Origin of the sequence: Loktanella sp. IMCC34160 (assembly GCF_004145845.1) — a bacterium.
In the GTDB taxonomy this organism is placed as follows: Bacteria; Pseudomonadota; Alphaproteobacteria; order Rhodobacterales; family Rhodobacteraceae; genus SELP01.
On sequence record NZ_SELP01000002.1, the window covers coordinates 500,133 to 524,044 of the forward strand.

Below are 23,912 nucleotides of genomic sequence, written 5' to 3' on the forward strand. Positions count from 1 at the left end.
AAATCAGGCCGCGCCGAAACGGAGTCCCCATGAATATCCTTGTTCTTTGCACCGGCAATTCCGCCCGGTCGATCCTTCTGGAATCCATCCTGAACCGCTTTGGCGAAGGCCGCGTGACCGCTTGGTCGGCGGGGTCGAAACCGGCGGGACAGGTGCATCCCCAATCCCTGCGCCTGTTGCAGGCAAAAGGCTTCGACACCAGCGCGGCCCGGTCCAAAAGCTGGGACGAATTCGAAGGGCCGCAGGCCCCGGTCATGGACGCAGTGATCACCGTTTGTGGGTCCGCCGCATCGGAACCCTGCCCGATCTGGCCCGGTGCGCCCGTGCGTGCGCATTGGGGCGTCGAAGATCCGGCCGCCGCGGACGAGGCCGATTGGGACGTGGCGTTCGAGACCGCCTATGCGCAGTTGAAACGCCGGGCAGACGCCTTTCTGGCCCTTGATTTCGAGACGCTGGATGCGGACAAGCTGCGGGATCGGATGAACCTGATCGGACAGGACTGACCCATGCAAAGACTTGCCGCCGAATTTATCGGCACCGCATTTCTTCTGATCGGCGTTGTCGGCTCTGGCATCATGGCCGAGGCCCTGTCGGGCGGAAACACCGGGCTTGCGCTTCTGGCCAATGCGATTGCCACCGGCGCGATGCTTTATGCGATCATCACCACGCTTGGGCCGGTGTCGGGGGCGCATTTCAACCCAGCGGTCACCGCCTATTTCGCCCTGCGGGGCGAACTGCCCCGGCGGGATGTCCTGCCCTATATGGCTGTGCAGGTTGCCGGGGGCTCCCTTGGGGTTTGGCTGTCGCACCTGATGTTCGACCTGCCGATCTTGCAAACCTCGTCCACGGCGCGGACCGGTCTGAATCTCTGGTCGTCCGAGGTGATCGCCACCTTTGGCCTGTTGTTCGTGATCGTGGGGGGGCTGCGATCGCGGGCCGAGGCGGTGCCGACGCTGGTCGCGCTTTATATCACCGGGGCCTATTGGTTCACTTCGTCGACCAGCTTCGCCAATCCGGCGGTGACCATCGCGCGTGGCCTGTCCGACACCTTTGCCGGGATCGCCCCGGCACATGTGCCGATGTTCATCGCGATGCAGTTTGTCGGCGTCGGCCTTGGGCTTTTGATCCTGCCGCGGCTGTTTCGCCAAGGGTGATCGCGGTGAGGAAGGACAGGATGGATGCAGAGTTCCCTGCCCCCGCCAGACGGATCTGAGCGGCAACCGGGTGGACACCGACACTCACGAACGATGCCCGGAAAAGGTTTGGTCCTGAAAACGGCTTTGTCCGCACCCATCCTTCGAAAAAGTTAACGGATTGGGTGGGGGGATTCTGTGCGCCACGACACAGAAGGCCGCAAACGCTCTAGGCCAGCGAGGTGACCCAGAGGATCGTCGCATCCTCGGCACTGGTCGAGATCACATTGTGGCCCATCGACCCATCGTAATAGGCGCTGTCGCCGCGCTTCATTTCGACCGGTTCGTAGAATTCCGTGAACAGGCGCACCGTGCCAGTGAGGACATAGAGGAACTCTTCGCCGTCATGGCGCACCCAGCCGTCGAAATCGTCCATCGACCGGGCCCGGATGCGGGCGCGGTAGGGCAGCATCTGTTTGCGGGTTAGCTGATCGGCCAGAAGCTCGTGTTCATAGGTGGTGGTGATATGAACCGCGCCTTCGCCCGACCGGTTCACCGTCATCCGGCCATTTACTTGCCCCTTCGACGGGGGCGTGAACAGCTGCGGCACGGAGATGCCAAGACCCACGGCCAGCTTCTTCAGCGCCTCATAGGTCGGGGACATCTGGCCATTCTCGATCTTGGACAGGGTGGATCGGGCCAGCCCCGCCTGTTTCGCGGCCTGTTCCAGTGTCCAGTCCCGCTCTTTCCGCAATTCGCGCACCCGCACACCAAGGTCCAGCGGCTGTGCGGCTTCGGTCCCGCCATTTTCGCGGGCAATGCGGATAAGGGATTTGGGATCGACCTGTGCCATGTGCCCCTATAGCCGCTTGATTACCACGCTTGCAACTGCTTCGCCGCTTGACTAGGCCATTGCCATGACACCGTTCCCGACCCCGCCCGACAGTTTCAACATGGCAGCGCACGTGCTGCGCCACGCGGCTGACCTGCCCGACAAGATCGCCCTTGCGGTGCTTGGCCCGGCGCGCGCCGAACGATGGAGTTACTCCCGGCTGGAGGCCGCGGTGCGTGGCACAGCCACCGGCCTGTTGCGGGTCGGGCTGGAACCGGGCGACCGGCTGTTGATGCGGTTGGGTAATACGCCGGACTTTCCGGTTACCTACCTTGGCGCTATCGCTGCCGGGATCGTGCCGGTCCCGACTTCGGCCCAGTTGACGGGGCCGGAAGCCACGAAGATCGCGCATGAGATCGCGCCGAAGGCGATTGCCGCCGCCGATGGCGTGGCCCTGCCGGACCACCCTGCCCCGGTCCTGACCACCGCCGAATTGCGGGCATTCCATGATTTGCCCGCCGCGCCCTATGACTTGGGTGATCCGCATCGCCCGGCCTATATCATCTATACCTCGGGCACTTCGGGCCAGCCCCGCGCGGTGGTCCACGCGCACCGGGCGGTCTGGGCGCGGCAGATGATGTGGAACGGCTGGTACGGGCTGCGCGATACCGACAGGCTGCTGCATGCGGGCGCCTTCAACTGGACCTATACGCTGGGGACCGGGCTGATGGACCCCTGGGCCATCGGGGCCACCGCCCTGATCCCCGCCCCGGGGACCGAGGCGCGCGCCCTGCCCCTATTGCTGAAGCGCCACGACGCGACGATTTTCGCCGCCGCCCCCGGTGTCTATCGCCAGCTGCTGCGCGGGGATATCCCGGCCATGCCGCGCTTGCGCCACGGGCTGTCCGCGGGCGAAAAACTGCCCGAGGAAACCCGCGCCCGCTGGCAGGCCGCAACCGGGACCGAAGTGCACGAAGCCTATGGCATGTCGGAATGTTCGACCTTCATATCGGGCAGCCCCGACCACCCTGCGCCCGCCGGCACGCTTGGTCGGATTCAGCCGGGCCGCCACGTCTGCCTTTGGGCCGACGGCACCCCCGTCGCGCCCGGCACCCCGGGTGTCATCGCGGTGCACCGGGACGATCCGGGGCTTATGCTGGGCTATCTCGACCGGCCCGAGGAAACCGCCGCCCGTTTCGAGGGCGATTGGTTTCTGACCGGCGATCTTGGACAGGAAGGCCCGGACGGCGCGATTGCCTATCTGGGCCGGAACGACGACATGATGAACGCCGGCGGTTACCGGGTCTCGCCAGTCGAGGTGGAAGAGGCCCTGTGCCAGCACCCCGGAATTGACGAGGCTGCCGCCTGCGAGGTTCGGGTCAAGGCCGATACCAGCGTCATCGCCACCTTCTACACCGGACCCGAGGCCCTGCCTGATGAGGCGCTGGCCGCATTTGCCGCCGAAAGGCTCGCCCGTTACAAATGCCCGCGCCTGTTCGTGCGGGTCGATGCCCTGCCACGCGGGGCGAACAACAAACTTCTGCGCAAGGCGCTGAAAACCGACTGGGAGACCCGCAATGGTCAAGCTTGATATCCTGTCCGACCCGATCTGCCCGTGGTGCTATATCGGCAAGGCAAACCTTGACCGGGCGCTGGAACAGGTGGGCGACCATCCGTTCATCGTGGAATGGCACCCGTTCCAGCTGAACCCCGACATGCCCGCCGAAGGCATGGACCGCCGCGCCTATATGGAGGCGAAATTTGGCGGCCAAGAGGGGGCCGTGAAGGCCTATCTGCCGGTGGCGGAACACGCCCAGAAGGCCGGGCTGACCCTGAACCTGGACAAGATCGCGCGCACGCCGAACACGCTGAACGCCCATCGCCTGATCCATTGGGCCGGGATCGAACAGAAACAGACCCCGGTCGTGTCGGCCCTGTTCAAGGCCTATTTCGTCGAGGGGCGCGATATCGGTGATGCCGAAGTATTGGCTGATATTGCCGATACCGCCGGAATGGACGCAAGCGTTGTGACCCGTCTACTGGGGTCCGACGCGGACATGGACGACATCCGCGCCCGCGACGCCCATTCCCGCGAGATGGGGGTCAATTCGGTGCCGACCTTTATCGTCGCGCAGCAGCACGCGGTTCCCGGCGCACAGCCGGTCGAGCTGTGGGTGCAGGTGATCGCCGATATCAAGGCCCAGATGGAACAGGCGAACGGCGCATGAAGAACGAAGCGGTCCTTGTCCTTATCGGTCTTCTTGCCACCATCGTCGCGGGCGGCACGGTGTTCTTTCACGCGGTCGAGGGCTGGAGCTGGGTCGACAGCTATTTCTTCACCGTGGTGACCCTGTCGACCGTCGGCTACGGCAACCTTGTCCCCGTCACCGTGATGGGCAAGATCGGCACCACGGTGATGATCTTTCTGGGGCTTGGGGTCTTCGCGCTGGCCATCCAGCAGTTCGGCCATGTGACGATCCAGCGACGGCTGGAGGCGCGGCGCAAGGCACGCGAGGCCCAGCGAAACGACAGCACCACATGATCACGGCCCACCTTCCTTCAGGCTATCTGTTGGGGCGGAAGGTTGCGACCCATCACGCGATCCTTGCTGCCGTCGTCGTGGGGGCGGTGTTTCCCGATGTGGACCTGATCTGGTTCTACTGGATCGACGACCGGGCCTTTCACCACCATCACTATTGGGTCCATATTCCGGGGTTCTGGGTGATCACGGGCGCCATCATCTGGCCGATCCTGCGGGCGGTGGATCTGAGGGTATCGAGGGTATTCGCCGCGTTCCTTGCAGGCGTCGCCCTGCACATCGGGCTTGATGCCATTGCGGGCGGAATAGCCTGGGGGTGGCCTTTTGACAGCCATCTTTACACCATCGTATCGGTGCCTGCCCTTGGCGGGCATTGGATATGGAATTTCATCCTTCATCCGGTCTTTGCGCTGGAGTTGGCAATCTGGGCAAGTGCGGGGTGGCTGTTTTGGAACAAGTAAGAAAACCCGGGCCAAAACGTACTGAATTCGTCGCCCTGATGGCAATGATGGGAGCGATGGTGGCCTTTTCCATCGACGCCATGCTGCCCGCGCTGCCCGAGATTGGCGCAGAGCTGAGCCCAGATGCCCTGAACCGTGCGCAGCTTGTCGTCACAAGCCTCGTGCTGGGCATGGGGGTGGGCACCTTCTTTGTCGGGCCGATATCCGATGCCGTCGGCCGGCGGCCCGTCGTGATCGGCGGCACGGTGATCTATATCGGGGCGGCATTGTCGGCCTATTGGGTGAACAGTCTCGAAGGGCTGCTCATCTCGCGTGTCATCATGGGGCTTGGCGCCTCAGGCGCGCGGGTCATGTCGATTGCCATTGTCCGAGACAAGTTTGAGGGGCGGCAGATGGCGCGGATCACCAGTTTCGTCATGCTGGTCTTTGCGCTGGTTCCTGCGCTGGCCCCGTCGCTTGGGGCGCTGATCATCGTGGGCTGGGGCTGGCGGGCTGTGTTCCTGTCCTTCGCGATCTTCGCGCTGGTGATCTGTCTTTGGTATTTGCTGCGACAGCCCGAAACCCTGCATCCCGAATATCGGCGGCCCCTGTCCTTTCGGGCGATGGGCGCTGCCCTGCGGGAAATGGCGGCGCATCCGACGGTACGGCTTTCGACTGTCGTCCAGACGCTGTGCTTCGGGATGCTGTTTTCGGTTCTGTCCTCGACCCAGCAGGTGTTTGACATAACCTTTGATCAGGGCGCGGCTTTCCCGCTGTGGTTCGGCGCGATTGCTGTCATCGCGGCGAGTGGATCGGTGATCAACGCGCGGCTGGTGGTGCGGCTTGGGATGCGGGCCATGGTCAAGGGCGTGTTGGTCCTGGAAATCGGCCTTTCCGCGCTGATGATCCTTGGATGGTTGCTGGTCCCCGGAACGGTCGCGTCCCTGGCCCTTTATGTACTTTGGACCGCATCGGTCTTCTTCATGGTCGGGCTGACAATCGGCAACCTGACTGCACTGGCGCTCGAGCCGATGGGGCATATCGCGGGGATCGCCGCCTCGGCCCTGACGGCGATTGCGACCGTCGGCGCGGTGCTGATCGCGGTGCCGGTGGGGCTGGCCTTTGACGGAACGCCCCTGCCGCTGGCCATAGGTGTGCTCTGCGCAGCCATCCCGGCGCTGTGGCTGACAACAAAGATCCGGCGGGACAGCGACGGCTAGGACCCGCCTGCCGCCGCTAGCCAGCCTTCTTCTCGGCCTTCGCTTCCTTCACCTTCATCGCCAGATCCTGCGCGATGGCAAAGGCGCCCTTGATCTTGTCGCTGTCCTTCTTCCAGTCGCGGCGGACGACGATCTTGTTGTCCTTGACCTTGGCCAGCCCATCCTGCGCCTGAATGAAGTCGACCAGCCCCTTGGGCGAGGCGAATTTGTCGTTGTGGAACCGGATCGTCGCGCCCTTCGGCCCGCCGTCCAGATGGCTGATGCCGGCGCGTTTGCACATCGCCTTGATCCGCACGATCAGCATCAGCGTGTTCACCTCTTTCGGCAGCTTGCCGAAGCGGTCGATCAGTTCGGCGGCGAACCCTTCCAGTTCCACCTTGGTAGTCAGTTCCGACAGCCGCCGGTAGAGGCCTAGGCGCACATCCAGATCGGGGACATAGCTGTCGGGGATCAGGACCGGGACGCCAAGGTTGATCTGCGGCGCCCAATGCCCGTCGTTGTCGGTGACGCCCTCGGCCTCGCCAGACCGGATGCGCGCGATTTCGTCCTCGAGCATCTGTTGATACAGCTCGTATCCGACCTCGTTGATATGGCCCGACTGTTCTTCGCCCAACAGGTTGCCCGCGCCCCGGATGTCCAGATCCTGACTGGCCAGCGTGAACCCGGCCCCCAGCGTATCCAGACTGCCCAGAACGCGCAGACGCTTTTCCGCCTGCGGGGTCAGCCGGGCGCGGGGTTTCGTGGTCAGATAGGCATAGGCGCGGGTCTTGGACCGGCCCACGCGTCCCCGGATCTGATAGAGTTGGGCAAGGCCGAACATATCCGCCCGGTGCACCACCATCGTATTTGCAGTCGGGATATCGAGCCCCGATTCCACGATGGTCGTGGCCAGAAGCACGTCGTATTTCCCGTCGTAGAAGGCATTCATCCGGTCGTCCAACTCGCCCGCCGCCATCTGGCCGTGGGCCACCACATAGGTGATTTCCGGGACATTGGTTTTCAACCAGTCCTCGACCTCGGGCAGGTCGGAGATGCGCGGCACCACATAGAAGGATTGCCCGCCGCGATAGTGTTCGCGCAAGAGCGCCTCGCGGACGGTGATGGTGTCAAATTCGCTGACGTATGTGCGGATCGCCAGACGGTCCACCGGGGGCGTGCCGATGATCGACAGTTCGCGCACGCCGGTCAGCGACATTTGCAGGGTGCGCGGGATCGGCGTGGCAGTCAGGGTCAGGACGTGCACATCCGACCGCATCTGCTTGAGCCGTTCCTTGTGCTGGACGCCGAAGTGCTGCTCTTCGTCGATGATCAACAGGCCCAGGTTGCGGAACTTTGTCCCCTTGGCCAAGAGCGCATGGGTGCCGATGACGATATCCACATCGCCCGAGGCCATGCCGTCCCGCGTGGCGGCCATATCCTTGGCCGAGACGAACCGCGACAGTTGCCGCACCTTGATCGGGAAGCCGCGGAACCGTTCGGCAAAGCTTTTGTAATGTTGCCGGGCCAGCAGGGTCGTCGGCGCGATCAGCGCGACCTGCACCCCCGACATCGCCGCGACAAAGGCCGCGCGAATCGCGACCTCGGTCTTGCCAAAGCCCACGTCGCCGCAGATCAGCCGGTCCATCGGGCGGCCCGCGTCCAGATCGTCCAGCACCTCGGCGATGGCCTGCAACTGGTCGTCGGTTTCGGCATAGGGGAAGCGGGCCAGAAACTGGTCCCACATGCCATCGGGCGGGGTCAGCACGGGCGCCTTGCGCAGAGCGCGTTCGGCGGCGATGCGGATCAGCCGTTCCGCCATCTGGCGGATGCGTTCCTTCAGCCGGGCCTTCTTGGCCTGCCATGCGCCGCCGCCCAGCCGGTCCAACAGCCCCTCTTCATGGCCGTATTTCGACAGAAGCTCGATGTTCTCGACCGGCAGGTACAGCTTGGACCCTTCGGCGTATTCCAGCGCGATGCATTCATGGGCGGCACCGGCGGCGGTGATGACCTCAAGCCCGAGGTAGCGGCCAACGCCGTGGTCGACATGAACCACCAGATCGCCCGGCGTCAGGCTTTGGGTTTCGGTCAGGAAGTTTTCGGCGCGGCGCTTCTTCTTGGTTTGCCGGATCAGGCGGTCGCCCAGAACATCCTGTTCGGAAATGACCGTCAGGTCCTTCGCCTCGAACCCGGCATCCAGTGGCCAGACCGCCAGATGCAGGCCTGCCTTGCCGACGCGGGTGAAGGCGGTGATGTGGATCACCTCGCCCATGCCCTCGTCTTCCAGAAGGCCGGACAGGCGTTCGCGCGCGCCGTCGGAATAGCTGGCGATCACGACCGGGCCATCGTCCAGTTTGCGCCGCAGATGGTCGGCCAGGGCGCCGAACAGGCTGATGCTTTCCTGTTGCCGTTCGGGGGCGAAATTGCGCCCGATCCGCCCGCCAGCGTCGATGACGCCCGGGCCGCTGGCCTTTGGCAGAGGGTGGAAATGCAGCACGCGGCGGCCATCGGTGGCCGCGTCCCATGCGGCGTCGTCCAGATACAGCAGGTCCGGTGGCACGGGCTTGTAGACCGTATCGACCCGGCCCTTCTGGGTCATGGCGATCTTGCGGGTTTCGTATTGGTCGGCAATCCCGTCCCAGCGCGACAGGCGGGCCGCCCCGGTCTGGTCGTCCAGCGTTATCGTGGCGCCGGGCAGGTAATCGAACAGGGTTTCAAGATGGTCGTGAAAGAAGGGCAGCCAATGTTCGACGCCCGCGTGCTTGCGGCCCGCGCTGACGGCCTCGTACAGCGGGTCATCGGTGCCTGCCGCGCCAAATTCGATCCGGTAGTTCTGGCGGAACCGGGTGATCGCGGCCTCGTCCAGAATGACCTCGGACACGGGTGCAAGTTCGATGACCGACAGTTTTTCGGTGGTACGCTGGGTCGCCGGGTCGAACCGGCGGGCGCCGTCCAGCACGTCCCCGAACAGGTCCAGCCGCACCGGCCCTTCCTGACCCGGCGGGAAGATGTCGATGATCCCGCCCCGGATCGCGTAATCGCCCGGTTCCAGCACCGTGGGCGCCTGGGTGAACCCCATGCGGATCAGGAAATCGCGCAGGCCCTTTTCGTTGATCCGGTCACCGACGCGGGCGGAAAACGCGGCCTCGCGCAGAACCTCGCGGGCGGGCACCTTCTGGGTCGCAGCGTTCAGGGTGGTCAGCAGGACGAATTTTTTCGGCATCCCGTGCGCCAGCGCCGCAAGCGTCGCCATCCGGGTGGCCGAAATATCTGCATTGGGAGAGACGCGGTCATAGGGCAAACAGTCCCACGACGGGAAGGTCATCACCGGCATATCGGGGGCAAAGAAGGCCAGCGCGGCCTGCATCGCGGCCAGTCGCTTGTCATCGCGGGCGACATGCAGAACGGGCGCGCCGCCCTTGTCGATCTCTTGCAGGATCAGGCGGGCATCCAGACCTTCGGGCGCGCCGCCAACGGTGATATGATGGGATGAATTGGCCATGCGGTTCCCTACGCCACCGCCCTGCGATGTCAACCGGTCAGAAGCCGGCCCCGACCGCAAGGTTCTGATACATCCCGAACATTGCGGTCACGAAGATCGAGAGCATGCCGATGAACTGGGTATAGACCCGGTGCCGGTACAGGCGGCGGTGCAGCGCCTCGCCCTCGGGCTGTTCGGTTGCGATCAGCCGCGCGGTGGACAATGACAAAGCCCCGACAAGCGACATCGGGAAGGCCAGAAGGAACACGGCCTGCGCGAATTCCACCCAATACCAGAAGGCCAGCACCCCAAGGGCAGTCAGGACAAAACAGACGAACCCCAGAAGCCAGAGCCCGGACACCCGGCCGATGTGCAGAATGCGGTTCACGTTGACCCGGACAAGGTCTTCCAGATCCTGCTGCGCCTCGCCGCCGGACCGGGCCGCGCGCTGGACCAGATCATAGGGAACGCCCAAAACCCAATGGCTGGCCGACGACCAGAACACCGCCAGCGCGATCCAGAACCAGAGGTTCGAGAAAGAGCGCATGTCGATGACTTCAAAAAGGGTTTGGGTCCAATTCACGGGGGTCGGGTCCGGGTGATCTTTTCGATTTTTCGCGACCCTAGCGCCCGGATGCGGCATTGCCCAGACTTGTGATGCGACAAAATCCGTGGCACCGGTGATTTGTGACAAGAAAGGCCCGTTCCAGATGACCCGCATCCCTGCCCCCTTTCCCGCCAACCGCCCGCGCCGTCTGCGGGCCACCCCGGCCCTGCGGTCGATGGTGCGCGAAAACACCCTGACCCCGGCCGATTTCATCTGGCCGATCTTCCTGATGGAGGGGACGGATGCCGAAACCCCGGTGCCGTCGATGCCCGGTGTTGTCCGCCGCACGGTGGATCGGGTGGGTGCTGCGGCGAAAGAGGCGTGGGAACTGGGCATTCCGGCGATCTGCCTGTTTCCCTACACCGCAATGGAACACCGGACCGAGGATTGCGCCATGGCCTGGGACCCGGACAACCTGACCAACCGTGCCATCCGCGAGATCAAGTCGGCCTGCCCCGAGATTGCGGTGATGACCGATATCGCGCTTGATCCCTACAACATCAACGGCCACGACGGGTTTGTCGAAAACGGCGAAATCGTCAACGACCGCACGGTCGCGGCGCTGGTTAAGATGGCACTGGCGCAGGCGGCCTCGGGCGCGGATATCCTCGGACCCTCGGACATGATGGATGGCCGGATCGCCGCCATTCGCGGGGCGCTTGAAAGTGAAGGATACCAGAAGGTTACGATCCTGTCTTACACTGCGAAATATGCCTCGTCCTTCTACGGGCCGTTTCGTGACGCAGTGGGGGCATCGGGGGCGCTGACCGGGGACAAGAACACCTATCAGATGGACCCGGCCAATTCGGACGAGGCGATGCGCCTTGTCGCCCGCGATCTGGCCGAGGGGGCCGATATGGTCATGGTCAAGCCGGGGATGCCCTATCTGGACATCTGCCGACGGGTGAAAACCGAATTCGGGGTGCCGACCTTTGCCTATCAGGTGTCCGGGGAATACGCGATGCTGCAGGCGGCCGCGCAAAACGATTGGCTGGACGGCAAGAAGGTGATGATGGAAAGCCTGATGTGCTTCAAACGCGCGGGCTGTGACGGCATCCTGACCTATTTCGCGCCCGAGGCCGCCAAAGTGCTGAACGGCTGAAACCCGCCACCGCCGATGCCCCTGCATCTTGCGGGTGACAGGCTTGCCAACTCTGCCTATAGTGGCGCCATCAAGAACGGCCGCCAGAGCCGTCCACAGGCACATGAGGCACATAGATGAGCAGTCTTTCCAGACGCAATTTCGCGCTTGGCGCGTTGGCCGGGGTTTCCCTGACCGCCTGCAGCAATGGCATCGGCGGTAGCGGCGCGCCAACCATCGACGCGCGGGTGAACGAAACCCTGAACTACATGTATTCGCGCTATCCCGGCACCCGGGATCTGGCGAACAGCGCGCGCGGCATGTTGGTCATGCCGGTCATGACCGAGGTCGGGCTGGGGATCGGCGGGTCGTTCGGGCGCGGTGCGCTGCGCATTCAGAACACCACCGTCGATTATTATTCCGCCGCCGGGGCCAGCGCGGGCATTCAGCTGGGCGCGCAGCAGTTCAGCCACGTGTTGTTCTTCATGACCGACGAGGCGCTGATGGAATTCCGCCGCGGGTCGGGCTGGGCCGCAGGGGCCGATATGGAATACGCGCTGAACGATCAGGGCGAAATGCTGCGGGCCGAGACCACGACCTCGCTTGCGCCGGTCATCGCCGTTGTCTTTGCGCAGGCCGGATTCCGGGTCGGGGCCACGCTGGAGGGTGTGAAATACACCCGCATCATTCCCTGATCCGATCCTAGATCAGACTTTCGGACCCGGACCAGACATCCGGGTTCGTCGCCGCCTTGAGCCGGTCACGGTCCGGCCCAAAGGCCAGCGCGGTTCTGGCGCGGGCGCAGCAGAGCGTTGCCAACGACCGGGCCGCTTCGGCCATGTCCTCGCAGGGGTGGTCCAGAAGCCCGGCCAGCACCTGTTGCAGCCGTTCCTGAACCTCGATCACCGCCGCGCCATCCCGGGCCGGGGCGGTAAAGGCATCCCGCAACAGCTCTGCCGCGTTCAGCGGGCGAACCCAGAGCCTGTCGAAGGTGGGGTTTTCGGGCGGGTCGATATCTTCGCGCCGATAGCCCGCAAGAATGGCCCCCTGCCGGATAAAGACATCAATGGCGGTTCCGGGATCGTTAATGCCGGGGGACAGCGCCTTTGATCCGATTTCGGACAACACAGTCAGCCCGAAATGCGGGTCCTGCTGATAGCTGCGCATCTGCCCCATGTTGATGTGACGACAAATGACCTCCGCCGCCTTTTCCTCGTCCGCCTCTTTGGCGCCGTCCCCAACGGCGACCCAATAGGCGATCGTGTCCCCCTTGCTGATGTAATCGCCGATTTCATTGGGCAGGTAGATATGCCAGCCCTGCGCCCGCGCCTTGGCGTTCAGCCCCTCTTGGAAGATTTCGCAAATGTAGCCGGATTCGGTGGCGCGGACCGGTTTTGCCTCGCGCGGCAATTCCTTGTCCGTGGGCCAGACATTCGCCCCAAGGCAGGGCATGTCCAGCCGTTCCTGCAAGCGCAGGCGCACCATGTCTTCGACCTGCTGCAATGTCTTGGCTAGGCTTCCGAAGGTCTGCAGATGGACGATCCAGCGAATGATCGACACCACGACATAGCCCAGCATAAGCACGGTCGTCGCAAACAGCACCAGCGACCGGTCGTCGCCAAAGATATCGAGTTCCCGCAGGATGATCCCGCAAAGCGAATAGACGTAGGCCCCGACGAAAGCGGCAAGCGTCTTCTGCGTGACCGTATCTTCCATGATCAGGCGATGAACGCGCGGCGTGAACTGGGTCGCGGATGACCGAAACACGGTCACCATCACCGTCAAGGAAAAGGTCGTCACGGCGAGAAGCGCGTTGGCCATGATCGCCAGAAGACGGTCGGTCGCTTCACCACTGACCGCGCCGTTCCAGTCGCCGGGGATCAGCCACCCAAACAGCCGCGCCAGACCAAGTGCCAGCACCGCCACCCCGCCCATCACGACGACCCGGACCCAAAGTTTGCGCCAATAGACCAGCCACAGCCGCCAGGCCGTCAGGGGAACATGGGTCAGCCCGAGGGCCAAATCAGAGAGTTTCAATTTTCCACCGCCGACAAGAAATGTCGCCTTTCGCTACGCTTGCGTCACTCGTCTCGGATAGATGATGTTGCGAAACCAAGACAGGAGCAAGTCATGAAGACCCAAACCCGTGTTGCCGTTATTGGGGGCGGCGTTGTTGGATGTTCCGTTCTCTATCACCTGACCAAGCTGGGCTGGTCGGATGTGATGCTGATCGAACGGTCCGACCTGACATCCGGGTCGACGTGGCATGCGGCGGGCGGGTTTCATACGCTGAACGGCGATACCAATATGGCCGCGCTTCAGGGTTATACGATCAAGCTTTATCGCGAGCTGGAAGAGATCACCGGCATGTCCTGCGGGCTTCACCATGTGGGTGGGGTGACGCTGGCCGATAACAAGGACCGGTTCGACATGCTGGTCGCGGAACGGGCCAAGCACCGCTACATGGGGCTGGAGACCGAAATCGTCGGTCCGGAGGAGATCGCCAAACTGGCCCCCATCGTGAACCTCGACGGGATCAAGGGTGCGCTTTACGACCCATTGGACGGCCACCTTGACCCGTCCGGCACGACCCACGCCTATGCCAAGGCCGCCCGCATGGGCGGGGCCGCGATCGAAACCCACTGCAAGGTGATCGAAACCAATCAGCGCCCCGACGGCACATGGGACGTGGTGACCGAAAAGGGCACCATCCACGCCGAACATATCGTCAACGCCGGCGGCCTTTGGGCGCGCGAGGTGGGGGCGATGGCCGGTGTCTACCTGCCGTTGCACCCGATGGAGCACCAGTATCTGGTCACCGATGACCTGCCCGAAATCTATGAACGCGGCGAAGAACACCCCCACGTCATGGACCCCGCCGGAGAAAGCTATCTTCGGCAGGAAGGCCGGGGTCTGTGCATCGGGTTCTACGAACAGCCCTGCCGCCCCTGGGCGGTGAAAGGCACCCCCTGGGAATTTGGGCACGAATTGCTGCCCGATGATTTCGACAAGATCGAAGAGTCCATCGCCTTTGCCTACAAACGTTTCCCGGTACTTGAGCGCGCAGGCGTCAAGACGGTGATCCACGGCCCCTTCACCTTTGCCCCCGATGGCAACCCGCTGGTCGGCCCGGTGCCGGGCTTGCGCAACTACTGGTCCGCCTGCGGTGTCATGGCCGGGTTCAGTCAGGGTGGCGGCGTCGGCCTGATGTTGGCGCAATGGATGATCGAAGGCGAATGCGAACGGGACGTCAGCGCCATGGACGTGGCCCGGTTCGGCAAATGGATCACCCCGGGCTACACCCTGCCCAAGGTGATCGAGAACTATCAACGCCGCTTCTCGGTCAGCTACCCGAACGAGGAGCTTCCCGCCGCCCGGCCCCATCGCACCACGCCGATGTACGATATTTTCGACAGCATGGGCGCTGTCTGGGGCGCGCAATTCGGGCTTGAGGTCGTCAACTACTTCGCCCAAGGCGACGAGCCGCGCTATGAAACCCCGTCCTTCCGCCGCTCGAACGCGTGGGAGGCGACCGCGCGCGAGGTTCGCGCGGTGCGCGAGGGTGTCGGCATCAACGAGACCCACAACTTCGGCAAGTTCCGGGTAACCGGGCCGAATGCGCGGGCGTGGCTGGACCGGATCATGGCGGGCCGTATCCCGGCCCCCGGCCGCCTGTCGCTGACTCCAATGCTGTCGCCCAAAGGGCGGCTTCTGGGGGATTTCACGGTGTCCTGTCTGGCCGAGGATGATTTCCGCCTGACGGCCTCGTACGGGGCGCAGGCGCAGCACCTGCGCTGGTTCGAAATGAACGCGGCGGACGGCGTGCGGGTCGAAAACACCTCGGACAGCCTGACCGGGTTCCAGATCGCGGGGCCAAAGGCGCGGGATGTGCTGGCCGCCTGCACCCTGTCGGATGTTTCCGACATCCGGTTCCTTGACGTGCGCAAGATGGTCGTGGGTCAGGTGGACGGCATCGTTCAGCGGGTCAGCTATACCGGCGATCTGGGGTATGAGATTTTCTGCAACCCGATGGATCAGCGGCAATTGTGGGAAACCCTCTGGGCCGCGGGTCAGCCGCACGGGATGAAGCCCTTCGGGATGCGGGCGATGATGAGCCTGCGTCTGGACCGGTTCTTCGGGTCGTGGATGCGGGAGTTTTCGCCAGATTACACGCCCGCCGAAACCGGGATGGACCGCTTCATCGCCTGGAAGAAGAACGTGGATTTCATCGGCCGAGCGGCGGCCGAGGCGGAACGGGCCACTCCCCCCGCCCGCACGCTGATGACCTTCGAGGTCGATGCCGACGACGCCGATGTGGTCGCATACGAGCCGGTCTTTATCGGCGGCGAGGTGAAAGGGTTCTGCACCTCGGGCGGCTATTCGCATCACGCGGGCAAATCCATCGCTTATGCGCTGGTGCCGCGTGCTGCCGCGTCGCCCGATCTGGAGGTTGAGATCGAAATCCTTGGGTCGCGCCGGAAGGCCCGCGCGATCAGCACCCCGATGTTTGACCCCGAGGGAGAGCGGCTTCGCGGCTAGAGCGGCTTTGCGACGCGGCGATTTGCCGGTAGGGAAAGGATCATGGAAACACCAGTCCTGATCCTTGCCGCCGGGCGGTCGTCGCGCATGCGCGGGGCGGACAAGCTGTTGCAGCCGGTCGGCGGCGTCCCGCTTTTGCGGCGGCAGGTGCTGTCGGCCATGACCACGGGCGGGCCGGTTCTGGTCGCCCTGCCCGGCCCGGATGATCCGCGGGCCGCGGTGCTGCAAGGGCTTCCGGCGGTCGTCGTTCCGGTTCCGGATGCGGCGCAGGGCATGTCGGCCTCGCTCCGGCGCGGGGTGTTGGCCTTGCCGGATTGTGACCGGTTTCTCGTGCTGCTGCCCGATCTGGCGGAATTGGCCCCCGAGGACCTGCGCGCCGCTCTGGACGCGCCCGCGACTGCGCCCGACGCTCTGATCTGGCGCGGCGCGACCGAAGACGGAAAACCCGGCCATCCGATCCTGTTCGACGCTACACTGCGACCTGAATTCGCGGATCTGACAGGCGATACCGGCGGCGCCCCGATCATCGCCGCCCATGCCGACCGGGTGCATCTTGTGCCCCTGCCCGGCCAGCGGGCCCGTCGTGATCTGGATACACCAGAGGACTGGGACAGGTTTCGGCGCGATACCGGCCTTTGAAACGGAAACCACCCCGGCGACGAGGGACGCCGGGGTGGTTCCTGTCTGCCCACCTCAGACCACGGCGGCGGTTGCCCGCCGCCATGCTGCAACTTACTTCACCAGAAGCCGGGCTTCATGCTTCTTCAGGGCTTTCCGTGCGGACTGGTAGTTTTCCAGACCCTGCTTCGACTTCAGGTCGGGGAAGAGTTCGAAAATCTCGTTCCGTTGGCTGTTGCCGATGCCCTTGAGGCTATAGTCGCCCGGCTGGAAGCTTTCGGTCCAGGACCCGTTCGACAGGACCACCTCGTGGCGTTCGAACATGAAGTGGATGTAGCTGGTGTTCATCACGTCCACCGCATGGATCCCCGGCGCCCCGACAAGGTGCTTGGCCGCAGCCAGAACTTCGCTTTCCTCGAAGTAGAGCTGGGTCAGCTCGGAGGCCACAAGCACCCGGTGGTTCGGCGACACGAGCATGTCGCGCTCCGGCAGACCGTTCCCCAATGCGCCGGCCCGGATCAGGATCGGCTTGAGGTGCGGGTTCTGGACCAGCTGACGGCCTGCCATCTCCTTGCGACCAACCCAGGCTATTTCCTGAATGCCGTTGTCGCGGGTGATGATCCGGTCGCCTTCGCGCAGGTCTTCCACCAGACGTTCGCCCTTCGGGGTCGCGATCGTGGTGCCCGGCGTGAAGCAGGGGATCACGTTCTCGATCTCCGAGAAGGTCATCGTCGATCCATCGAGGAAGTGCACGGTGCCCGCTTCCGGGTCGCCCGGCACGTATTCGATGTAATCCACGTTGGACCCGGTCAGGTCCAGAACGTCCCAATCGCCGTCATCGGGGTCTTCGCCGCCGACAACCACATCGTCCGCGTCGCCACCGATGAACAGGTCGTTTCCGAACCCGCCATAGAGCATGTCGTTGCCCTGACCGCCGGTGAGGGTGTCGTCCCCGTCGCCGCCATAGAGCACGTCTTCGTCCACGCCGCCGTCAAGGCTGTCGTTGCCGGTGCCGCCATAGAGCACGTCATCATCGTCGTTGCCGGTGATGATGTCGTTCCCGGCCCCGCCATAAAGCGTGTCCATGTTGTTGTCGGTCACGAGGTCTTCGCCGGGGCCGTTGCTGTCGCCATTGCCGTCCAGATCGTCGGGTAGGTCCAGCACGTCGGTGGCAAGCCCGCCGATGATCAGGTCGTCGCCGTCGTCACCATAGATGATGTCGCCGCCTTCCGAACCGATGATCGTGTCGTTGCCGTCGCCGCCGCGGACAAAGTCAGCGTCGATCCCTGCGTCGATCGTATCATTGCCGGTGCCGCCATAGACGGTGTCGGCATCGTCGCCGGTGGTGATGGTGTCATCCCCTGCGCCGCCATAGACGGTGTCCATGTCGTCGTTCGGGATGGGATCGGCCGGATAGACGCCCGGGTAGCCGATATCCGGCAGCCCTGCCCCACCCGCAGTGTCGATCACATCATTGCCGGTGCCGCCGTAGACAAGATCGTTGCCCGACCCGGCTTCGATGCTGTCATCGCCGCCATTGCCCTGAAGCGTGTCGTCGCCCGATCCGCCGGTGATGCTGTCGTTGTCGTCCCCGCCAATGACAAGGTCGTTGCCAGCGCCACCAGACAGGGTGTCTTCGCCACCCTGGCCATAGACGGTGTCGTCGCCGGTGCCGCCGCTGACATAGTCATCGCCGGAAGACCCGGACACCTCATCGTTGCCGGTGCCGCCGTAGACGAAATCGCCCTCGGTGCCGCCCTTTACGATGTCGTCGCCATCACCGCCATAAAGCGTGTCGACGCCACCTTGACCGTTGATCGAGTCATTGCCCGCGCCGCCGTAGACGACATCGTTGTCGGTGCTTCCAAGGACCGTGTCGTTGCCGGCTTCGCCGTAGATGGTGTCGTTGCCCGCAAGCCCGAGGATCGAGTCATCCCCGTCACCGCCGCGCACCACATCATCACCTTCGCCAGCATTGATATAGTCGTTGCCGCCGTTGCCAAAGACAACGTCATTGCCCGAGCCGCCGTAGATCAGATCGTCTTCGTTGCCGCCATAGACAGAGTCGTTGCCGGCATCGCCAAACAGGGTGTCTTCGCCACCTTGACCATAGACGGTGTCATCGCCGGTGCCGCCGCTGACGTAGTCGTTTCCGTCCGAACCCGACACAGTGTCATTGCCCGCATCGCCGTAGACGAAATCGCCTTCGGTGCCGCCCTTTACGATGTCATCGCCGTCGCCGCCATAGAGCGTGTCGACGCCACCCTGACCGTTGATCGAGTCGTTGTCAGCACCGCCGTAGATGGTGTCATTGTCGAAGCTGCCGACGATGGTATCGTCGCCCGCATCACCGAACAGCGTGTCGTTGCCGGCAACCCCATGGATGAAGTCGTTGCCGTCGCCGCCATAGACCTCGTCGTCGCCATCGCCAGCGGTGATGCTGTCGTTGCCGCCGTAACCATAGATCAGGTCATCGTTGCCGGTGTCGCCGGGAAGGATCGCGTCGTTGTTGTCGACCATGTCCCCTTCGGGGTCACCGGTGTAGCCAACGTTGATCACGTCATCGCCCGCGGTGCCTTCGACGGTGCCGTCGGCAACCATGACGGTCACCGTGGCGCTGTCGGAATTCCCGCTGGGGTCTTCGATGGTGTAGTTGATGATCACCTCACCTTCGACGCCCGCAGCCGGGGTATAGGTGATGGTGCCATCGGCATTGATCACCACGGACCCTTGCGTCGGATCGGCTAGCGTCGCGGACACAACCGTCAGCGGGTCGCCTTCCGGATCGCTGTCATTGGCCAGCACGTCAATGGTGACCGGGTTGGTCAGGCCGGTATTGGCGATGTCGTCGATCGCCACCGGCGCGCCGTTGTAGGGATCGCCGATGATGTTTTCGATCTCGGTGAAGACGATGGTTTCGCCGGTCGGGTTGCCGTCGCCGTCCACGAAGACGACCGTGCCGTCATAGCCGTTGCCGTTCGAGTCCGGCACCAAGTCCTGAAGGATGAATTCACCCATGCCGCTCAGGTCGAGCGTGTCATAGTCCACGCCGCCCGCGCCGCCATCGACCACGTCGCCGACGCCACCGATGATCGTGTCGTCGTCATCGCCGCCATAGATGGTGTCTTCGTCGATGCCACCGTCCAGAAGGTCGGACCCGGCGTCGCCATAAAGCACGTCGTCATCGTCGCGGCCATAGATGGTGTCGTCCCCGTCGCCGCCATGGATCGTGTCCATGTTGTTGTTGGTGACAAGGTCTTCGCCCGGATCGTTGCTGTCGCCGTCGCCGTCCAGATCGTCGGGGATGTCCAGCGTGTCGTTGTCCAGACCGCCATAGATCAGGTCGTTGCCGGTGCCGCCGTCGATGTTGTCGGCCCCTTCGCCGCCGGTGATGATGTCATCACCCGCCCCGCCAAGGATGCTGTCGGCGTCAAAGCCCGCGTCGATCACGTCATTTCCGGACCCGCCGTCGACAAAGTCCGCATCGTCGCCAGTCAGGATCACATCGTTGCCCGCGCCGCCATAGACCGTATCAAGGTCGTCGGTCGGGTCGGCATCCGCCGGGTAGACCCCCGGATACCCGATGTCGGGCAGCGGGTTGTTCCCGGAGACATCGATGAAGTCGTCGCCGTCGCCGCCATAGGCGGTGTCAGAGCCGGACACATCGTTGATCACGTCGTTGCTGGTGCCGCCATAAAGACGATCGTCGCCCGACCCGCCTTCCAGCGTGTCTTCGCCCGCGTCCCCGGCCAGCAGGTCGTTGCCCGATCCGCCGAACAGCACGTCGTCGTCGTTCATCCCTTCAAGGATATCGTTGCCCGACCCGCCATAAAGCGTGTCGTTGCCGTCGATCCCACACAGGGTGTCGTCGCCGGTGCCGCCACGGATGATGTCGTTGCCGTCGCCGCCCAGAAGGAAATCATTGCCGGCTTCGCCCGCGATGCTGTCGTCGCCGGTGCCGCCATAGACGGTATCGTCGCCGTCGCCCGCGCGGACGATGTCATTGCCGGCGCCTGCCACGATCAGGTCGTCGTTGCCGCTGTGGCCCGCGATGATCGCATCGTTGTTGTCGACCATGTCGCCTTCGGGGTCGCCGGTGTAGGTCACGTCGATCACGTCGTCGCCTGCGGTCCCTTCGACGGTGCCGTCGGCCACGGTGATGGTCACGGTGGCGCTGTCGGAATTCCCGCTCGGATCTTCGACGGTGTAGGTGATGATCACCTCGCCCTCGACACCAGGTGCGGCGGTGAAGGTGATGGTGCCATCGGCATTGATCACCACCGAGCCTTGCGTCGGATCGGCCAGCACGGCCGACACCACGGTCAGCGGGTCGCCTTCCGGGTCGCTGTCATTGGCCAGCACGTCGATGGTGACGGGGTTCGTCAACCCGGTGTTGGCAATATCGTCGATCGCCACCGGCGCGCCGTTGTAGGGGTCGCCGATGATGTTTTCGATCTCGGTGAAGACGATGGTTTCGCCGGTCGGGTTGCCGTCGCCGTCCACGAAGACGACCGTGCCGTCATAGCCGTTGCCGTTCGAGTCCGGCACCAGATCCTGCAGGATGAAGTTACCCTGACCGGTCAGGTCGAGCGTGTCGTTGTCATCGCCTTCGGAGCCACCATCCACGATGTCGCCCGCGGCCCCGAAGATCAGGTCGGCCCCGGCCCCGCCATAGACCATGTCGGCCCCGGCCTCGCCTGCCAGCGTATCGTCGCCGCATTCGCCAAGGATGGTATCGTCGCCGTCGCCGCCGGTGATGCTGTCGTCAAAGGTGCCCGCGACGCCGCCGGTCACGACCGAGGTCAGGCTGGGGTCGTAGGTGCCGTAGAAGTCCGAATAGCTGAGCACCATGTCGTTGCCCGGACCGGTGTTCAGGGTCGGGCCGCTGTCGGCGGCAGAGCCGTTTTCGTTGCCGTCGACGGCATAGTAGGTTTCCGACGTGCCGCCCTTGATCGAGACGCCCGCCGTCACCGACGCGCCGACCAGATCCGGGTTTTCGGCGTAGATATAGTTCAGCATCTGGCCGAAATAGTCGTCCAGGTCATTGCTGATGAAGGTTCCGGTCCCGGAATCGGGGAAGCCGTCGATCTTGACCGAATAGTCGTAGACGCCGTCGTGATCGGTGTCGAAGTAGACAACGATATTCGAAATATCCTTGTCCTGTTCCTCGAAATAATCGTCGGTGGCGCAGTCGCCGGTGCCGTCGCCGATCAGAAGGTCGTTGCCGGACCCACCGTCGATGCGGTCATCGCCGACGCCGCCGACCACGGTATCGTCGTCATCGCCCGCCGAAATGGTGTCATTGCCCAGTTCGCCGTAGATTTCATCGTCGCCCGACCCGCCGGTCAGCACGTCGTCATAGCATTCCTCGGACCCCAGGGCGGTGAACGAGATATCGCCAATGCCGATGGTGCCCGAATAGGCGGCCGCATCGCCGTTGTCGTGGATGATGGTCAGGCTGACGATCGGCCCGGCAATCGACACCGTCACCGTATCGGCAGAGCCGCTGCCCTCAACGCCGGGGTTCCAGTTGCCTTCGCCCTCGATCGTGCTGCCGCTGATCGCGTGGATATAGGTGTTCGAGAACACGACCGGAACCTGGTTCCCGTCCGCGTCCAGCGCGATCACGGTAACCTTGTCATCCCAGGTGCATTCGTCGGAATCGACGTCGAACAGTTCAAAGCTGAGGTTCGATACCTCGCTCGAGAAGCTGACCGAAACCTCGGTCCCATTGGTGACGCCGGCGCTGGTCAGCTCCGTCTCGCCGGCAATGGTGCCCATGTAGAAGGAATCGCCGTTGATGTTGGTCGGGGTCGACACGGTCACATCGACCGATGCGTCGCCAGAGGTGACGGTGTTCACCCCGTCGATATTGGCCCCGACGAAGGAGAAGCTCATCGCGGTCGGGGTGGATGCGCCCGGCCCGCCGACGGTCCCGTCATAGTTGGTGTCGCCGCGGATCAGGTCGTTGCCCGCGCCGCCGTCGATGGTGTCGCAGCCTTCGCCGCCCATCAGCCGGTCGTCGCCGCCCGCGCCCGCGATGCTGTCGTCGCCAGCCTCGCCCCAGAATTCATTGGTGTAGGTGTCCGCCGGATCGCTGCCCGATTGGTCAAAGCCGATCAGCGTGTCGTCATGTGCCGACCCGATGGCGCCGTCGATGCCCTGGATGATGCTGTCGCCCTCGGCGTCACCACCCGACAGGGCGCCGGTCGCAAGGTTCACATAGACCGCGGAATCCGAGGCGGAGTAATCGATGTTGTCCTGACCGGCGTTACCTGCAAAGGCATCGTGGCCTTCACCACCAACAAACAGGTCGTCGCCCGTCCCGCCGTAGAGCGTGTTATCGCCCGCGCCGCCGGACAGGATGTCATTCCCGCTTTCGCCATAGACGGTGTCATTCCCCGCCCCAGCCAGAACCGTGTCGTTCCCGGCCCCGGCAAGGATCAGGTCGTCGTTGCCGCTGTGGCCGCCGATGATGGCGTCGCCATTGTCGACCATGTCGCCGTGGGGGTCGCCGGTATAGGCGATGTCGATCAAATCGTCGCCTCCGGTGCCGGACACCGTGCCGTCAAGTTCCGGTCCTGCCAGATCGAAAGAGATGTCGCCAACGCCGACGGTGCCGGAATAGGCCGCCGCATCGCCGTTGTCGTGGATGATCTCAAGCTTGACGATCGGCCCGGGGATGCTGACCGTCACGCTGTCGGGGGCGCCGCTGCCTTCGACGCCCGAGCTGTAATACCCTTCCCCTTCGACCGTGCTGCCGCTGACCGAGTGGTAGTAGAGATCCGAGAAGTTCACCTCGACCTTGTTGCCGTAGGCATCGTAGGCGTAGATCGTGACCTTGTCGTCAAAGGTGCATTCGTCGGAATCGACGTCGAACAATTCGAACTTCAGGTTCTCGACTGCCTGATCGAAATTGATGACGATCTTTGTCGGGTCGTTCACGCAGTTGGAGGTCAGCCCGTCAGAGCTGCCGGACGTGCCTTTGGTCCAGTAGTCGCCATCGATGTTGGTCGGCGTCGACACGGTAAAGCCAACTGACCCACCCGTCCCCGATGCGCTGTTCGTTCCATCGATATTGGTGCTCGACCAATCAATTAAATAATCCGACATTTCGCGACTCCCCTATGCCCTTGGCAGCGGACGGTTTTCCGTCCGGGCGTTTACGTCAAAGCACGTAGAATCGACCTTTGTCGGTCGGGGCACCACATACTCTCACGCTGGTTGGAAGGCTTGCGCCCGCCAACCGAAATACAGATGCGAAAGGACAACCCTCGCAGACTCAACTCTTCGTTCAGATCAGAAGCCCTGATCGAACCCGACCGCCCCAATCGGCCGGAGTGCCCCCCAGTTGGGCCTTTCTTGGATACCGGCAAGAATGTGGCGAAAAAAGCGAAAAATTTTTCGATCAGCGGGGAAAATCGTTTGTCTCGCCGCAATTTGGCC

16 protein-coding genes are annotated in these 23,912 nt (G+C 63.6%); 11 read left to right on the top strand and 5 right to left on the bottom strand.

Annotated features, from left to right (window positions below; translation table 11 throughout):
• Nucleotides 1-29 precede the first annotated feature (29 nt).
• Both EU803_RS06800 and EU803_RS06805 read left to right on the top strand, forming a co-directional pair.
• Nucleotides 30-503: an arsenate reductase ArsC gene (locus tag EU803_RS06800; RefSeq protein ID WP_129681085.1), complete on the top strand. Its 474-nt coding sequence runs from the start codon at nucleotides 30-32 to the stop codon at nucleotides 501-503.
• Nucleotides 504-506: 3 nt separating this feature from the next.
• Nucleotides 507-1,154, top strand: coding sequence for an MIP/aquaporin family protein (locus EU803_RS06805; protein WP_129681087.1), 648 nt, complete (start codon nucleotides 507-509; stop codon nucleotides 1,152-1,154).
• A 208-nt stretch (nucleotides 1,155-1,362) separates the two neighbouring features.
• Here the strand turns inward: EU803_RS06805 and EU803_RS06810 are convergent, their stop codons facing one another.
• The gene (locus EU803_RS06810) at nucleotides 1,363-1,986 is read right to left on the bottom strand and encodes an XRE family transcriptional regulator (protein ID WP_129681089.1); all 624 of its coding nucleotides are present in this window, start codon (nucleotides 1,984-1,986) and stop codon (nucleotides 1,363-1,365) included.
• Nucleotides 1,987-2,050: 64 nt separating this feature from the next.
• On the opposite strand from EU803_RS06810, the gene EU803_RS06815 reads away from it, so the two are divergent.
• The 5 genes from EU803_RS06815 to EU803_RS06835 are packed head-to-tail and all read left to right on the top strand — an operon-like array spanning nucleotide 2,051 to nucleotide 6,164.
• Nucleotides 2,051-3,556: a class I adenylate-forming enzyme family protein gene (locus tag EU803_RS06815; protein ID WP_129681091.1), complete on the top strand. Its 1,506-nt coding sequence runs from the start codon at nucleotides 2,051-2,053 to the stop codon at nucleotides 3,554-3,556.
• Nucleotides 3,543-4,193, top strand: coding sequence for a DsbA family oxidoreductase (locus tag EU803_RS06820; protein WP_129681093.1), 651 nt, complete (start codon nucleotides 3,543-3,545; stop codon nucleotides 4,191-4,193). The genes EU803_RS06815 and EU803_RS06820 overlap by 14 nt, the downstream gene beginning before the upstream one ends.
• The gene (locus tag EU803_RS06825) at nucleotides 4,190-4,507 is read left to right on the top strand and encodes a potassium channel family protein (protein WP_129681095.1); all 318 of its coding nucleotides are present in this window, start codon (nucleotides 4,190-4,192) and stop codon (nucleotides 4,505-4,507) included. Before EU803_RS06820 ends, EU803_RS06825 begins: the two co-directional genes overlap by 4 nt.
• The gene (locus EU803_RS06830; protein ID WP_129681097.1) at nucleotides 4,504-4,965 is read left to right on the top strand and encodes a metal-dependent hydrolase; all 462 of its coding nucleotides are present in this window, start codon (nucleotides 4,504-4,506) and stop codon (nucleotides 4,963-4,965) included. Before EU803_RS06825 ends, EU803_RS06830 begins: the two co-directional genes overlap by 4 nt.
• 38 nt (nucleotides 4,966-5,003) lie before the next feature.
• Nucleotides 5,004-6,164 carry a multidrug effflux MFS transporter gene (locus tag EU803_RS06835; protein WP_242494299.1) on the top strand — a complete coding sequence of 387 codons (1,161 nt, stop codon included), beginning with the start codon at nucleotides 5,004-5,006 and terminating at the stop codon, nucleotides 6,162-6,164.
• 16 nt (nucleotides 6,165-6,180) lie between these two features.
• Here the strand turns inward: EU803_RS06835 and mfd are convergent, their stop codons facing one another.
• Both mfd and EU803_RS06845 read right to left on the bottom strand, forming a co-directional pair.
• Nucleotides 6,181-9,642, bottom strand: coding sequence for a transcription-repair coupling factor (mfd, locus tag EU803_RS06840; RefSeq protein ID WP_129681101.1), 3,462 nt, complete (start codon nucleotides 9,640-9,642; stop codon nucleotides 6,181-6,183).
• Between the two features lie 37 nt (nucleotides 9,643-9,679).
• On the bottom strand, nucleotides 9,680-10,204 hold the full coding sequence (locus EU803_RS06845; protein ID WP_129681103.1) for a component of SufBCD complex: 525 nt from the start codon (nucleotides 10,202-10,204) through the stop codon (nucleotides 9,680-9,682).
• 127 nt (nucleotides 10,205-10,331) lie between these two features.
• Between EU803_RS06845 and hemB the strand changes: the two genes are divergently transcribed.
• Complete coding sequence (hemB, locus tag EU803_RS06850) at nucleotides 10,332-11,330, top strand: porphobilinogen synthase (protein ID WP_129681610.1); 999 nt, start codon at nucleotides 10,332-10,334, stop codon at nucleotides 11,328-11,330.
• A 116-nt stretch (nucleotides 11,331-11,446) separates the two neighbouring features.
• A complete protein-coding gene (locus EU803_RS06855; protein WP_129681105.1) occupies nucleotides 11,447-12,004 on the top strand; it encodes a YSC84-related protein in 558 nt (185 codons plus the stop codon).
• A gap of 7 nt (nucleotides 12,005-12,011) precedes the next feature.
• On the opposite strand, the gene EU803_RS06860 is transcribed toward EU803_RS06855, so the two are convergent.
• Nucleotides 12,012-13,346, bottom strand: a complete 1,335-nt coding sequence (locus EU803_RS06860; RefSeq protein ID WP_242494300.1) for a DUF2254 domain-containing protein — start codon at nucleotides 13,344-13,346, stop codon at nucleotides 12,012-12,014.
• Between the two features lie 93 nt (nucleotides 13,347-13,439).
• Between EU803_RS06860 and EU803_RS06865 the strand changes: the two genes are divergently transcribed.
• Nucleotides 13,440-15,848, top strand: a complete 2,409-nt coding sequence (locus EU803_RS06865; RefSeq protein ID WP_129681107.1) for an FAD-dependent oxidoreductase — start codon at nucleotides 13,440-13,442, stop codon at nucleotides 15,846-15,848.
• 42 nt (nucleotides 15,849-15,890) lie between these two features.
• Entirely contained in the window at nucleotides 15,891-16,487 is a 597-nt protein-coding gene (locus EU803_RS06870; RefSeq protein WP_129681109.1) for a nucleotidyltransferase family protein, read from the top strand.
• A gap of 93 nt (nucleotides 16,488-16,580) precedes the next feature.
• Here EU803_RS06870 and EU803_RS18795 read toward each other — a convergent pair whose 3' ends face one another.
• Nucleotides 16,581-23,579 carry a Hint domain-containing protein gene (locus EU803_RS18795; RefSeq protein WP_129681111.1) on the bottom strand — a complete coding sequence of 2,333 codons (6,999 nt, stop codon included), beginning with the start codon at nucleotides 23,577-23,579 and terminating at the stop codon, nucleotides 16,581-16,583.
• Between the last annotated feature and the right edge of the window lie 333 nt (nucleotides 23,580-23,912).

Bases quoted from the DNA above. Each gene is read 5' to 3' on its own strand.
- EU803_RS06820 (WP_129681093.1), top strand. From the start codon at position 3,543: ATGGTCAAGCTTGATATCCTGTCCGACCCGATCTGCCCGTGGTGCTAT.
- EU803_RS06815 (WP_129681091.1), top strand. From the start codon at position 2,051: ATGACACCGTTCCCGACCCCGCCCGACAGTTTCAACATGGCAGCGCAC.
- mfd (WP_129681101.1), bottom strand. From the start codon at position 9,642: ATGGCCAATTCATCCCATCATATCACCGTTGGCGGCGCGCCCGAAGGT.
- EU803_RS06810 (WP_129681089.1), bottom strand. From the start codon at position 1,986: ATGGCACAGGTCGATCCCAAATCCCTTATCCGCATTGCCCGCGAAAAT.
- EU803_RS06865 (WP_129681107.1), top strand. From the start codon at position 13,440: ATGAAGACCCAAACCCGTGTTGCCGTTATTGGGGGCGGCGTTGTTGGA.
- EU803_RS06800 (WP_129681085.1), top strand. From the start codon at position 30: ATGAATATCCTTGTTCTTTGCACCGGCAATTCCGCCCGGTCGATCCTT.
- EU803_RS06805 (WP_129681087.1), top strand. From the start codon at position 507: ATGCAAAGACTTGCCGCCGAATTTATCGGCACCGCATTTCTTCTGATC.
- EU803_RS06835 (WP_242494299.1), top strand. From the start codon at position 5,004: ATGGCAATGATGGGAGCGATGGTGGCCTTTTCCATCGACGCCATGCTG.
- hemB (WP_129681610.1), top strand. From the start codon at position 10,332: ATGACCCGCATCCCTGCCCCCTTTCCCGCCAACCGCCCGCGCCGTCTG.
- EU803_RS06870 (WP_129681109.1), top strand. From the start codon at position 15,891: ATGGAAACACCAGTCCTGATCCTTGCCGCCGGGCGGTCGTCGCGCATG.
- EU803_RS18795 (WP_129681111.1), bottom strand. From the start codon at position 23,579: ATGTCGGATTATTTAATTGATTGGTCGAGCACCAATATCGATGGAACG.
- EU803_RS06855 (WP_129681105.1), top strand. From the start codon at position 11,447: ATGAGCAGTCTTTCCAGACGCAATTTCGCGCTTGGCGCGTTGGCCGGG.
- EU803_RS06830 (WP_129681097.1), top strand. From the start codon at position 4,504: ATGATCACGGCCCACCTTCCTTCAGGCTATCTGTTGGGGCGGAAGGTT.
- EU803_RS06825 (WP_129681095.1), top strand. From the start codon at position 4,190: ATGAAGAACGAAGCGGTCCTTGTCCTTATCGGTCTTCTTGCCACCATC.